This is a genomic window from Olleya sp. HaHaR_3_96, from assembly GCF_019278545.1.
Taxonomy (GTDB): Bacteria; Bacteroidota; Bacteroidia; order Flavobacteriales; family Flavobacteriaceae; genus Olleya.
In genome coordinates, this window is sequence record NZ_CP058987.1 from 3,102,251 (window position 1) to 3,116,490 (window position 14,240).

At 32.0% G+C, this 14,240-nt stretch carries 14 protein-coding genes; 5 read left to right on the plus strand and 9 right to left on the minus strand.

The window, feature by feature from the left end; all coding sequences use genetic code 11:
• Nucleotides 1-120 precede the first annotated feature (120 nt).
• From H0I26_RS13590 to H0I26_RS13630, 9 genes are all read right to left on the minus strand, one after another.
• Entirely contained in the window at nt 121-3,090 is a 2,970-nt protein-coding gene (locus H0I26_RS13590) for a M16 family metallopeptidase (protein ID WP_218699572.1), read from the minus strand.
• A gap of 109 nt (nt 3,091-3,199) precedes the next feature.
• Nucleotides 3,200-4,072 carry a succinate--CoA ligase subunit alpha gene (gene sucD / locus H0I26_RS13595; RefSeq protein ID WP_218699573.1) on the minus strand — a complete coding sequence of 291 codons (873 nt, stop codon included), beginning with the start codon at nt 4,070-4,072 and terminating at the stop codon, nt 3,200-3,202.
• Between the two features lie 98 nt (nt 4,073-4,170).
• Entirely contained in the window at nt 4,171-4,563 is a 393-nt protein-coding gene (locus H0I26_RS13600; RefSeq protein WP_101018727.1) for a nuclear transport factor 2 family protein, read from the minus strand.
• On the minus strand, nt 4,564-5,499 hold the full coding sequence (locus H0I26_RS13605) for a UDP-3-O-(3-hydroxymyristoyl)glucosamine N-acyltransferase (protein WP_101018728.1): 936 nt from the start codon (nt 5,497-5,499) through the stop codon (nt 4,564-4,566).
• A 12-nt stretch (nt 5,500-5,511) separates the two neighbouring features.
• A complete protein-coding gene (gene efp / locus H0I26_RS13610; protein WP_101018729.1) occupies nt 5,512-6,078 on the minus strand; it encodes an elongation factor P in 567 nt (188 codons plus the stop codon).
• 22 nt (nt 6,079-6,100) lie between these two features.
• The gene (gene lpxA, locus H0I26_RS13615; protein ID WP_218699574.1) at nt 6,101-6,886 is read right to left on the minus strand and encodes an acyl-ACP--UDP-N-acetylglucosamine O-acyltransferase; all 786 of its coding nucleotides are present in this window, start codon (nt 6,884-6,886) and stop codon (nt 6,101-6,103) included.
• A gap of 96 nt (nt 6,887-6,982) precedes the next feature.
• Nucleotides 6,983-8,389, minus strand: coding sequence for a bifunctional UDP-3-O-[3-hydroxymyristoyl] N-acetylglucosamine deacetylase/3-hydroxyacyl-ACP dehydratase (locus tag H0I26_RS13620; protein ID WP_101018730.1), 1,407 nt, complete (start codon nt 8,387-8,389; stop codon nt 6,983-6,985).
• Nucleotides 8,376-9,404: a UDP-3-O-(3-hydroxymyristoyl)glucosamine N-acyltransferase gene (gene lpxD, locus H0I26_RS13625; RefSeq protein ID WP_101018731.1), complete on the minus strand. Its 1,029-nt coding sequence runs from the start codon at nt 9,402-9,404 to the stop codon at nt 8,376-8,378. Before lpxD ends, H0I26_RS13620 begins: the two co-directional genes overlap by 14 nt.
• A 25-nt stretch (nt 9,405-9,429) precedes the next feature.
• Entirely contained in the window at nt 9,430-10,659 is a 1,230-nt protein-coding gene (locus H0I26_RS13630) for an HD domain-containing protein (RefSeq protein WP_218699575.1), read from the minus strand.
• Nucleotides 10,660-10,696: 37 nt separating this feature from the next.
• On the opposite strand from H0I26_RS13630, the gene H0I26_RS13635 reads away from it, so the two are divergent.
• From H0I26_RS13635 to H0I26_RS13655, 5 genes are all read left to right on the plus strand, one after another.
• A complete protein-coding gene (locus H0I26_RS13635) occupies nt 10,697-12,250 on the plus strand; it encodes a response regulator (protein ID WP_218699576.1) in 1,554 nt (517 codons plus the stop codon).
• A gap of 84 nt (nt 12,251-12,334) precedes the next feature.
• Complete coding sequence (gene tsaE, locus H0I26_RS13640; protein WP_218699577.1) at nt 12,335-12,748, plus strand: tRNA (adenosine(37)-N6)-threonylcarbamoyltransferase complex ATPase subunit type 1 TsaE; 414 nt, start codon at nt 12,335-12,337, stop codon at nt 12,746-12,748.
• A 167-nt stretch (nt 12,749-12,915) separates the two neighbouring features.
• Nucleotides 12,916-13,059 carry a hypothetical protein gene (locus tag H0I26_RS13645; RefSeq protein ID WP_168800767.1) on the plus strand — a complete coding sequence of 48 codons (144 nt, stop codon included), beginning with the start codon at nt 12,916-12,918 and terminating at the stop codon, nt 13,057-13,059.
• Between the two features lie 508 nt (nt 13,060-13,567).
• Nucleotides 13,568-13,711 (plus strand): hypothetical protein, encoded by a 144-nt coding sequence (locus H0I26_RS13650; RefSeq protein WP_218699578.1) that lies wholly within the window; start codon nt 13,568-13,570, stop codon nt 13,709-13,711.
• Nucleotides 13,653-14,195 carry a hypothetical protein gene (locus H0I26_RS13655; RefSeq protein WP_218699579.1) on the plus strand — a complete coding sequence of 181 codons (543 nt, stop codon included), beginning with the start codon at nt 13,653-13,655 and terminating at the stop codon, nt 14,193-14,195. Before H0I26_RS13650 ends, H0I26_RS13655 begins: the two co-directional genes overlap by 59 nt.
• The last annotated feature ends 45 nt before the right edge of the window (nt 14,196-14,240 follow it).

The following is a 14,240-nucleotide window of genomic DNA, read 5'->3' on the forward strand; positions in this document are numbered from 1 at the left end:
TTAGTTTTCTATTTCAAATATAGTAATTACAAATTGTTATGTATAAAAAAACCTCATAATTTATACTAATTATGAGGTTTTAATAGGTCTTTAAGACGCCGTTAGACTACTTCTGTCATACTACATTTTAACATCTTCAGATTTTTCGTAATTAAATAAATGATCAATATCCATCTCTTGAACTTTCCCTAATTTATTTAATGCCGTTAAATCCACATCTTTCTTGTTTCCAATAACCATAACGTTGTAGTCTTCTCCTTTAATGTTATTATTGAAAAACTCACGTAAATCGACTAATGTCATGTCTTTGATAGCATTATACATCGCCTCTCTATTATCTTCAGACATTCCTAATTTTTGAAGTCTTTCATAACTCCAAAAGATACTTGACTTATTAATACGTTGAGCAGCGATCTGTTTTAATGTAGACTCTTTAGCTGCATTAAACTGAGCTTCAGACTCTGGCATATCATTCATTAGCTCCATCATAGCATCAATAGCCTGGGGCATCTTGTTAGCTTGCGTACCAATATAAGCCATAACATAGTTAGCGTCGTCTTTTTCTCTTGCTGTACTATAATTAGACCAAGCAGAATAAGCTAATGACTTAGATTCTCTTATTTCTTGAAAAACGATAGAGGATAATCCACCTCCAAAATAGGTGTTAAACAATGTTGAAGCTGCCATGTTTTCCGCTTTAAAAGGTTCTCCTTTAGCTAAAAACATCATTTCAGATTGCACCATATCAAAATCTACAAAAAACACATTCCCACCTGTTTCTTTTTCTTCAAAAGTCATTGCTTCCGGATAGTCTTTTAATTCCGCACTTACTTTGTGAGATGTATTTAAAGCAGCAACCGCTTTATTTATATCTTTACCGTAATAAAACATACGTTGTTTATAGTTTTTTAAATCTTTAGCTAAATCCACTAATTCTTGTGGGTTAACTTTTTCTAAATCACTAACAGAAATAATATTACGTAAACTTGATTCTTCTCCGTATTTAGCATAATTTAATAAACCACGTCTTAAGATACTTTCTTTATTAGTTTTATTATTTTGTCTTCCTTTTGCTATAGACTGTACATATTTGTCATACGCGTCTTGATTGGGCACTGCGTTAGCCAGTAATTCTTCTAATAACTCTAATCCCTTAGGTAAGTTTTCTTTTAAACCACTTAAACCTATATACGTTTTCTCGTTACCTGTGTTTACGTAATAATCTATACCTAACTTATAAAACTCTTTTTTCAAATCTTCATTTGAATATTTGTCTGTTCCTAGGTATTCTAGATATCCAACAGCTAAATCTAATTTTTTATCACTATCACTTCCCATATCGAAAATGATATTCATATCAAATAAATCATTTGTTTCATTATCAATGTATGATACTTTTATTCCGCTATCCGTTTTTGTTTCTTTTATAGCTGTCGCATAATCTACATACACCGGTTTTAAATCCTCTGACTCCATTTTATTAAAGTCTTCAATGTATTTAGAATTAGCTCCTCTATTTAAGTTTACAGGTGTTATTCCTGGGTTTTGCACTTTAACAATTTTATCATCTGCTCCTTTACGCTTATATGTTACCACATAATTATCTTTGTAAAATGCATTTGCAAAATCAACTAATTGTTGCTTTGTTATCTTTTTTAACTCATCCAAAAACGCTACTTTATCTTCCCATTTTTCGTTATGGATAAAAGCATTGACATAAGCATCTGCTACAGCTGTACTGCTTTCGTATTGACTTAATTGAGATTTTTTTAAATCATTTATAACCGCCTCGATCATCCAATCTTCAAATTCTCCTTTTTTAAGTTTCTCTATTTGTTCTAATAACAACCCTTTAAGCTCGTCTAAAGACTGACCTTCTTTAGGAGACCCACTTAATACGTGGTATCCATAATCATTTAAAAATGTTGGAGATGACCCTGCGTACTGCACTAATTGCTTCTGATTTAAATTTAAATCCATCAAACCTGCATTACCGTTAGCCAAAACCATATCCGCTAATGTCACCAATTTCTCTTCTTCTGTATTCACACCACCTGTTCTATAAGCAATAGAAATACTCTCTGCTGTTGGTCCAAATACTTCATTTTCCACTATTGTACTTAATGGCGTTTCTTTAGGTAATTCAGGATGTTTAACTTCTTTTCTTTCAAATTTACCAAACGTATTATTCACCTTTTTAATAGTAGCATCAAAATCAAAATCACCTACTAAAACAACCGCCATATTATTTGGCACATAGTATTTATCAAAATAATTATGAATATCCACCATTGATGGATTTTTTAAATGCTCTGCAGTACCAATAGTATTTTGCTGTCCATAAGGATGTTTAGGAAATAAATCTTTTAACATTGCAGCATAACGCTTACGACCATCACTATCTTGACCTCTATTAAATTCTTCAAAAACAGCTTCTAATTCTGTATGAAATAAACGTAGTACGACTTGACTAAAACGCTCACTCTCTAAAGCTAAAAACTTATCTAACTCGTTAGCCGGAATTTTATTTGTATACACCGTTTGCTCAAACCATGTATAAGCATTAGTTCCTGTTGCACCTAAAGAACTTGACATTTTATCATACTCATTAGCTACTGAATAATTAGAAGCCTCTAAAGATACTCTATCAATCTCTTTATAAATAGCTGTTTTTTTTAAGGTATCTTTTTCTGCTCTATGGTTTTCGTATAAATTAGAAATAGTATCTAAATATTTTTTTTCGGTTTCCCAATCTACAGTCCCTATTTTATCTGTTCCTTTAAAAACCATGTGCTCTAGATAATGAGCTAATCCTGTAGACTCTTTAGGATCATAATTTGAACCTGCTCTTACAGCAATGTAAGTTTGAATTTTTGGTTCCTCTGTGTTTTTACTTAAATATACTTTAAGACCATTGTCTAAAGTATATAATCGTAAACCAGTCGGGTCATTGGCTACACTCTCGTAACTAAAGCCACTGGCATCTTTTTGTGTTTCTGTCTTAACAGCTAATTGATCTGAATTACTCTTCTTGCAACTGACAACAAAAGTAACCATAGCTAGCGCTAAGACTAGTTTTAAGTTTTTCATTTTTTTTGGTTGATTTTATTAATAAAAAAAAGTTCGTTGACTAAATTAAGCCAACGAACTTTAAACGTTTATTTATTTGGAATATTTTAACACATTAGTGTTAAATAAATTATGCCATAACTTCGGCAACTTTTTTACCAATTTCTGCTGGAGAATCCACAACGTGAATTCCACATTCTCTCATAATTGCTTTTTTAGCTTGAGCTGTATCATCAGATCCACCTACAATTGCTCCTGCATGACCCATTGTACGTCCTGCTGGTGCAGTTTCACCTGCAATAAAACCAACGATAGGTTTTTTACTTCCTGAAGCTTTGTACCAGTTAGCTGCATCTGCCTCTAATTGACCTCCGATTTCACCAATCATTACAACACATTCAGTTTCTGGATCGTTAATTAATAACTCAACAGCTTCTTTAGTCGTTGTTCCGATAATTGGATCTCCTCCAATACCAATTGCAGTAGTGATTCCTAAACCTTGTTTTACAACTTGATCAGCAGCTTCATAAGTTAAAGTACCTGATTTAGATACAATACCTACTTTTCCTTTTTTGAAAACAAAACCTGGCATAATACCAACTTTAGCTTCTCCCGGAGTAATTACTCCTGGACAGTTAGGTCCAATTAATCTACAGTCTCTATCTTTGATGTAAGCCGCAGCTTTAATCATATCTGCTACAGGAATTCCTTCTGTAATACAAATAATTACTTTTATTCCTGCATTAGCTGCTTCCATTATTGCGTCTGCTGCAAATGCTGGTGGGACAAAAATGATTGATGTGTCTGCTCCTGCTTTATCTACAGCTTCTTGAACTGTATTAAAAACTGGTCTGTCTAAATGTGTTTGACCACCTTTACCTGGTGTTACACCACCTACTACATTTGTTCCGTATTCAATCATTTGTCCGGCGTGAAAAGTACCTTCACTACCTGTAAATCCTTGAACTATTATTTTTGAATCTTTGTTTACTAAAACGCTCATGTTTTGTATTGATTAAGAAGTTTTGTATTGAATTGTTATTTGCAATGCAAAAGTAAGATTTTGATTGCTATTACTAAAAGTATTTTAAATTTTTATTTTTAAGAATATGAAGATAAGCTAGATGGATTTTCATCAAACAATTGACTAATTTCATATCCTTTATACAATAACCCCTCTTTTACTTCCCAAATGGAGATAAAATGTGCTATTGGCTCTACTTTATCTGGTCTTTCAATAGTGGCAGCATATGCTGTATATCTCGCCGTTATGGTATTGTTTTCTTTCAACAAATGACTCAATTTATAAGTAAAAGTAACAAAAGATTGTCTCACCTCCTCTAGTTTTTTACTTATACCATCATAATCTAAAGCAGTGTAACCATTGCTACTATTCCAATGCAATTGACAATCTTTGTCAAACATATTTATAGCATCCTCTGCTTTTGCTAAATCTAAATTATAAAAGGCTTTTACAATTGCTCTGGCTGACATCTACTTGTTTTTTAATTGTTTAATTATATCTGGAATTCGCTTAATATAAGCTAACTCTTTTAATTTCACTCTTGATTCCTCAATTGGTGTTCCAAAATAAGACTTTCCTCCTGCTATCGATTTTGTCACTCCTGTTTGACCTAAAACATTTGCTTTTTTACCAATCGTTATTCCACTAGTTGTACCAACTTGTCCCCAAAGGGTAACTTCGTCTTCAATAATACAACAACCCGCAATACCCGTTTGTGAGGCAATTAAACATTTTTTGCCAATAACAGTATCGTGACCAACTTGAATTTGATTATCTAATTTAGAGCCTTCTCCAATAATAGTATCTCCCGTCACACCTTTATCTATAGTACAAAGTGCGCCAATATCAACATTATCTTCAATAACGACTCTACCACCAGATTTTAATTGATCAAATCCTTCTGGCCTATTTTTATAATAAAAAGCACTTGCTCCTAAAACAGTTCCTGCATGAATGGTTACGTTATTACCGATAACAGCATCGTCATAAATACTAACGTTAGAATGAATAACACAATCCGCTCCGATGACCACATTGTGGCCAATAAAGCAATTTGGTTGTATTATCGTGTTTTCTCCAATTATAGCTGAAGCTGAAATAGCACTATTAGCACTTACAAAAGGTTTAAAATAATGCGTTAACTTATTAAAATCTCTAAACGGATCATCACTTATTAATAATGCTTTTCCTTCAGGGCAGTCCACTTCTTTGTTAATTAAAACAATAGTTGCTGCGCTTTGTAATGCTTTATCATAATATTTGGGATGATCTACAAAAACAATATCTCCAGGTGTAACAACATGAATCTCGTTCATGCCCATCACCTCAAAGTTTGCATCGCCAATAAATTGACAATCTATAAGTTTTGCAATAGCTTCTAAAGTATGTGGTTTAGGGAATTTCATAGTATAAACTAACTATTCTTTAACACGTTCTTTATACGTCCCTTTATCTGTTTCTACTTTAATTTTATCTCCTTCATTAATAAACAAAGGCACATTTACAGTAGCTCCAGTTTCAACAGTTGCTGGTTTCGTTGCATTAGTTGCAGTATTTCCTTTTACTCCTGGCTCTGTAGCTGTTACTTCTAAAACTACACTCGCAGGTAAATCTACAGATAAAGGCATATTGTCTTCTGTATTAATTAACACAGTAACAATTTCTCCTTCTTTCATTAATTCTGGTTTATCTAAAGCAGCCTCTAATAATCTAATTTGAGTATAATCTGCTTCATTCATAAAATGATAAAATTCGCCATCATTATATAAGTATTGAAATTTATGAGTTTCTACTCTTACATCTTCCAATTTATGACCTGCAGAAAAGGTATTATCCAATACTTTTCCGTTAGTTACACTTTTCATTTTAGTTCTAACAAACGCTGGCCCTTTTCCTGGTTTTACGTGTAAAAATTCAATGATTTTATAAATATCGTTATTATATCGAATACAAAGTCCGTTTCTAATATCTGAAGTAGTTGCCATTTTTATTTTTTAATTTTAATTTTTAATTTGATTTGAAATACCCTTTCATAATTCCACGATGAGAATTCTTTATAAACTGAAGGATTTCGTCACGTTCTGTTGTCGCTTCCATCTCTGCCTCAATAATTCCGGCAGCCTGAGTATTGTTATAATTTTTCTGATATAATATTCTAAAAATATCTTGAATTTCTCTTATTTTTTCTGTGGTATACCCTCTTCGTCTTAATCCTACCGAGTTAATACCTACGTACGATAATGGTTCTCGCCCCGCTTTTACAAATGGTGGTACATCTTTACGCACTAAAGACCCTCCGGTTACAAAAGCGTGACTACCTACGGAACAAAATTGATGTACAGCAGTCATCCCTGCCAATACAACATAATCTCCAATATTAATATGTCCTGCTAATGTAGAGTTGTTAGAAAAAATACAATTATTACCAACAATACAATCGTGTGCAATATGACAGTATGCCATAATTAGGCAATTATCGCCTATTACGGTTTTCATTCTATCGGTTGTTCCTCTGTTTATAGTAACACATTCTCTAATGGTAACATTGTCACCTATTATCGTTAATGTATCCTCGTCATTATATTTTAAATCTTGTGGTACAGCTGAAATTACAGAACCCGGAAAAATATTACAGTTTTTTCCAATTCTTGCGCCTTCCATTATAGTTACATTACTACCTATCCAAGTACCTTCTCCTATTATTACATTATTATATATAGTCGTAAATGGTTCAATAACAACATTTTTGGCGATTTTCGCTCCTGGATGTACGTATGCTAAAGGTTGGTTCATTTTTATTGTTTTGTTCTGATAAATTTGTAAAAACGTATGGTCAATCTTAAACTTAGTTAGTCTTCAAAATTTAAGTTTAAACGACTCATTTTCATATTATTTTACTTTTGAAATCTGTGCCATTAACTCTGCTTCCGCACATAATTTTCCGTTAGCATAAGCATACCCTTGCATATGACAAATACCGCGTCTAATAGGTGTTATTAACGAGCATTTAAATATTAACGTATCTCCTGGAACCACTTTTTGTTTAAATTTAACTTTGTCCATTTTCATGAAAAATGTTAAATAATTCTCAGGATCTGGGACAGTACTTAATACTAAAATACCTCCGGTTTGTGCCATAGCCTCTATTATTAATACACCTGGCATTACTGGAGCTCCTGGAAAATGACCTTTGAAGAACTCTTCATTCATAGTTACATTTTTAAGACCAATAACATGAGTATCTGATAATTCAAAAACTTTATCTAGTAATAAAAAGGGTTGTCTATGCGGTAACATATCCATGATTTGCATCACATCCATTACTGGTGTTTGACTCAAATCTATATTTGGGACGTTATTACGTCTTTCGTTCTTAATTAATTTAGACATCTTTTTTGCAAATTGTGTATTTACAAAGTGCCCTGGCTTATTAGCAATAACTTTACCTCTAATACGTGTTCCTATTAAAGCTAAATCACCTATAACATCCAATAATTTATGTCTAGCGGCTTCATTTGGATAGTGTAACGTTAAATTATCCAAAATTCCATTAGGTTTTACAGAGATAGAGTCTTTATTAAAAGCTGTCTTTAACTTTTCCATTGTAGACTCAGACAGTTCTTTATCTACATATACTATGGCATTGTTTAGATCTCCTCCTTTAATTAAACCGTGCTCTAAAAGTGATTCCAACTCATGTAAAAAGCTAAAGGTCCTAGAGTCTGAAATATCTCTTTTAAAATCTGAAATAGAATTTAACGTTGCATTCTGAGTTCCTAATACTTTAGTCCCAAAATCTACCATTGCAGTCACTTGATAACAATTTGATGGCATTATCAAAATTTCGCTACCTGTTTCTTCATCTGTATAAGAAATGACACTGGTAACAACATACTCTTCACGAAAAGCCTCTTGTTCTTCTATTCCAGCAGTTTCAATTGCTTCTACAAAAAACTTAGAAGACCCGTCCATGATTGGTGGTTCTGAGTTATCTAATTCTAGAATAGCATTGTCTATATCTAATCCTATTAAAGCAGCCAAGACATGTTCGCAAGTTTGTATTTTTACTCCGTTTTTTTCTAAACAAGTACCACGTTGCGTGTTAGTCACATAATTTGCATCTGCTTCAATTACTGGGCTACCTTCTAAATCAATTCTTTTAAAAGCAAAGCCTGTATTTTCTGGAGCAGGCTTAAAAGTTAAGGTTACCTGTTTTCCTGTATGTAAGCCCACACCTGTAAGAGAAATTTCCTTTTGTATGGTTTTTTGCTTTATGTCAGTACTAATTATTCCCATTGCCTTTTTTTTCTAATTCGTTTATAGTTTTAACCAATTTAGGTAAGTTTTTAAAATAAACATAAGATTTATTCCAATCACCATAGCCAAAGGCAGGCGATCCTTGTAATATTTCGTTATCTTTTATATTTTTCCCTACACCTGATTGGGCTTGTATTCTTACATTATTACCAATAGTTAAATGTCCAGCAAAACCAACCTGACCTCCTATTTGGCAATTTTCACCAATTTTAGTTGAGCCCGCAATACCTGTTTGTGCAGCTATTACTGTGTTTTTACCAATTTCCACATTATGTGCTATTTGTATTTGATTGTCTAACTTGACACCACGTCTTATAATAGTAGAGCCTAAAGTAGCTCTATCAATTGTTGTCGCTGCGCCAACATCTACAAAATCTTCCAATATAACGTTACCTATTTGCGGTACTTTACTATATTCTCCGTCTTCATTAGGTGCAAAACCAAAACCATCAGCTCCGATTATTGCTCCGGAATTAATAACACAGTTTTTACCTATTATACAATCTGAATATATTTTAGATCCAGCAAATAAGACCGTATCATTATCAATTGTAACATTGTCACCAATATAGCAACTAGGAAAAATTTTAACATTGTCTCCAATAGTCACATTCTCTCCTATTACCGTAAAAGCACCAATATAAATATCTTTACCAATCGTTGCTGTATCAGATACAGACGTTGGTTGCTCGATTCCAAACTTATTTAATTTTACTTGATTGTAATATTCTAATAACTTTGAAAATGATTTATAAGCATCGTCCACTTTAATAAGTGTACAATTTAAATCATGCTCAGGCACAAAGTCTTTATCAACAATAGCAATAGTTGCTTTTGTTGAATATATATATGATGTATATTTTGGATTAGCCAAAAAGGTTAAAGCACCTTCTACACCTTCTTCAATTTTGGATAGTTTAGAGACCTCTGCTTGAGGATTGCCTTCTACGACACCGTCTAAAATACCAGCTATTTGTTCTGCAGTAAATTTCATTGTCAACAAAAATAGAAAAAATGTGCTAAAGTTCGTCTTTTGGATAACATATATAATATTTAGTCACCGGTTTTGACAGCGCTTTTAGACTAAGTTGGTCTGAAGCCTTAACTATATCCACTACTTTACCATTTTTATTCAAAATATTTATATTTTGTTTTTTTCGTGAATAAGCCAAATTACTGACTTGACCTGTAAACACAAAATAATTAGCATCAGCATCAGATATGTTATGTCGCCCTTTTAAATCTGACATATGTTTTTGAAATACCGCTTCAGTTATAGGTTTCTTTTTAACTTTAATTTTTAAAAGATGTCTATTAATTATCATCTCACAAAGGTTTTTCAAAACAAAATCTTCATGATATTGCCAATTTTTCATCGCTGAGACGATATCGTAATCATCTAACTTAGCAAAGGTTTCTAGGCAATTACCATCAAATTCATCTAAAGTAATCTCATTCTCCAAAAAGAAGGTTAACGGTTTGCTCGCTTCTAAAGTCACACCTTTTTTAACCAATTCCTTTGCACGTTTTAAAACTCTTATTAATAATTGCTCGGCTACCAAACTGGTTTTATGCAAATACACTTGCCAATACATTAAACGTCTCGCGTCTAAAAACTTTTCGACACTATAAATACCTTTATCTTCTACAACCAATTCGTTATCCTTAACATTAAGCATGGTAATCAAACGCTCACTATTAATATTACCTTCAGATACTCCGGTATAAAAACTGTCTCTTTTTAAATAATCGGCACGATCCATATCTATTTGACTAGAAATCAGCTGAAGCATAAACTTCCTGTGATAATCCCCTTTAAAAATCTGAATAGCAAGTGTTAAATCGCCGTTAAATTCTGTATTCAATTCTTCCATGAATAACAACGAAATTTCCTCATGCGACACCCCACTGACAATACTATGCTCCATAGCATGACTAAATGGTCCGTGACCAATATCGTGTAATAATATAGCGATGTACAACGCTTTTTCTTCCTCATCAGAAATGGCAACACCTTTAAAACGTAGGACTTGAACCGCTTTTTGCATTAAATGCATACAGCCTATCGCATGATGAAATCGAGTATGATGGGCACCAGGATATACCAGATAAGACATCCCCATTTGCGAGATACGTCGTAAACGCTGAAAATATTTATGCTCTATTAAATCAAAAATTATAGAATTCGGAATAGTAATAAATCCGTAAATTGGGTCGTTTAGTATTTTAAGTTTGTTACTTGGTTTCAAGCTTAAGACTTTATTTAATTAATATACACAAATATACATGAACAATATAAATATTCTTTGGGTTGATGACGAAATAGATTTATTAAAGCCTCATATCCTATTTTTAGAGAAAAAAAACTACAACGTTACGACTTGTAATAGCGGAACGGAAGCTTTAGAAATCTTAGACGACAACACTTTTGATATTGTTTTTTTAGACGAAAACATGCCGGGATTAACAGGACTTGAAACTTTAAATGAAATTAAAGAAAAACAAGACACACTTCCTGTTGTCATGATTACCAAAAGTGAAGAAGAATATATTATGGAAGAAGCTATTGGTAATAAAATTGCCGATTACCTTATAAAGCCAGTTAACCCTAACCAGATTTTACTCAGCTTAAAGAAAAATTTAGACCACTCTAGATTAGTTTCAGAAAAAACGACTTCTAACTACCAGCAAGAATTCAGAAAAATTGCAATGGACATGGCTATGGTTAATAGTTATGAAGAGTGGATTGATTTATATAAAAAACTAATTTACTGGGAAATTCAACTAGAAGACATCGAAGATCCTAGTATGTTTGAAATATTAGAGTCTCAGAAAAATGAAGCCAACACACAGTTTGGTAAGTTTATAGATAAAAATTACCCATCGTGGTTTGAGCCTAATACGGATGCTCCTATTTTATCACACACTTTATTTAGAGAAAAGATTGCTCCAGAATTAAGCAAAGAGCAACCAACATTATTAGTTGTGGTAGATAATTTACGTTATGACCAATGGAAAGCTTTCGAACCATTTGTTAGTACCCATTATAAAAAACAAAAAGAAGATGCCTTTTATAGTATCTTACCGACAGCCACACAATATGCTAGAAATGCAATATTTTCAGGACTTATGCCAAGCGATATGGAAAAATTACATCCTGAGTATTGGAAAAATGATACCGATGAAGGTGGTAAAAACTTACATGAAGCCGATTTTTTAAACGCACAAATGAAACGCTTAGGATTAACACACCTAAAACACGAGTATTATAAAATCACGAATCTATCTTCTGGAAAAAAACTAGCAGACAACTTTAGAGGACTAAAAGACAATGATCTAACGGTTGTAGTTTATAACTTTGTAGACATGCTATCACATTCTAAGACAGAAATGGATGTCGTTAAGGAGTTAGCCTCTAATGATAAAGCATATCGTAGCTTAACACAAAGTTGGTTTAAAAACTCTCCTTTACTAGAAATGATACAACAAGCGCAACAAATGGGCTTTAAGTTAATTATCACGACAGATCATGGAACTATTAATGTAAAAAATCCATCCAAAGTTATTGGAGATAGAGATACTAGTCTAAACTTACGTTATAAAACAGGACGTAGTTTGAGTTATGAAAACAAAGATGTTTTAGCAGCAAAAGACCCTAAAACCATCCTTCTACCTTCAATTAACATGAATAGCTCTTTTATATTTGCTAAAAGTGATTTGTTTTTTGCTTACCCAAATAACTACAATCATTATGTTAGTTATTATAGAAATACCTACCAACACGGCGGTGTATCTTTAGAAGAAATGATTATTCCTTTTGTAGTACTAAGCCCTAAATAGTATAGTCCTATAAAGAACCTGACTAAATAACAATTGCGTTAATTATTGAATAACTTGTCTTATTTTTGACAAAAAAAAATAAAAGTGACTATAAATTATAAATTAGAAGAGGTGGAACTAGTAGCTAAAAAACTTTTAGAAACCGCAACCTCTAAAATACTATTATTTGAAGGTGAAATGGGAGTTGGTAAAACAACACTTATAAAAACACTGGTTAAACTTTTAGGGAGCAATGATGTCGTGAGTAGTCCTACTTTTGCTTTAGTTAACGAATATGTTGGTGACACTAATACTATTTATCATTTTGACCTATACCGCATTGAAACGGAAGATGAATTATATGATTTTGGTATAGACACTTATATCGACAGTGATCACTATGTCTTTGTAGAGTGGCCCAGTATTCTAAAACCCTTAATTCAAGACCAATTTACAGTAGTTAACATCACTTTGTCAGAAAACACGACAAGACAGTTGAAAATGGAGAATTTTGATTAAAAATTCTTCATTTTTTTTCTAAAAAAGAACTCTTTTTTTATCAAATGAGGTTTTAACCACAGTAAAAAAAACGAAAAAGTCTATTTTTAACATTTTTTTAACATTTAACTAAATTTCGAGCTTAGTTTTTATATACTTTAGATGTATAATTAATAATATCCCTAAAAATGAAAACTAAAAAGTATGTAATAGCTATTGCTATTTTCGGTGGAGCATTATTCTCTGCACAAGCAACAAACCTTATTGATTTAGATGGACAACAAACCACTGAAGTTCAAAAATCTAAAATTAAAAAACCAAGTAACGAGTAATAAAATATACAACCAAGGTTAACCAACCATGTATTTATTACTTTAACCCTCATTTTTATTAAAATGTTCCTTATCATTTGATTTGGAACATTTTTTTTTAAAAGAAAAACAAATCTAATCACTAGTATTTAGTGCTATCCACCGTTTGTTTAATCAGTTAAATGACAATTATAAAACAAGAGACCATATTATTTATCTCATTTTAGCATACCCACCCCTATTTTAGATGTGATTTATCTATTTTTTAACACAAAACTCTTAGCCCTAATGACATAACTTCACAACCCGAAAATTGTCAGAAAACTCAACAATAGTAAGGCGTAAATAAAATTACAATTATTAATTTCCCTCTTTACTTTCCAGAAAAAACGTATTCTGGATTAAGTACGGTTTTTACCACAACAAGAATCTGAAAAAGGACCTTTTTTAACACATTTTTAAGATTTAGTCTGATTTTGAACTGAGATTTTATATACTTTAGTATTGTATTTAATTAAATCCCTTACAAATGAAAACTAAAAAATATATAATAGCCATTGCTATTTTCGGTGGAGTATTATACTCTGCTCAAGCAACAAATTTTATTGATTTAAATGGACAAGAAACAACACAAGTACAAAAATCTAAAATCAAGAAACCAAGTAACGAGTAATAGAGGATATGTTTTTGGATTAGCTGTTGCCGTCTTTATAGCGCTAACCCCTTATTTATATTCTTTATACGAAAGTGTGCCTGAGACGAAAGTATGGCGCACTTTATTATTTGAATATAACAGTAATCATTATGAAGACGCTAATTTAGCTATGTGGGTATTGACTGGTAAATTGTTACCTCTTATTTTATTATTGTTATGGTTTTTCACATGTAGACACTGGTGGTATCACGCACTTTTAGTACCTATAATAATGTATAGTTATCAAATAATTGTGTTCTTTAACGATGAACTCACCTATATCGATGAATTACAACTAATCTACTTATTACCTTTTATGGCGATAATAATCCCTTCTATTTATTTAGTTAGAGCTAGGATTTTCAATAGACTCAATTCTGTAGATCAATCCATTCAAGATTTAGAAGATGAACTAACCTTTAAACCGAAAACAATTAAGGAAAAAATTAGACAATATTTTTAACACCATTGCTAACAATTATTTTTGTAATTTGTTTCCGTTTTAAAA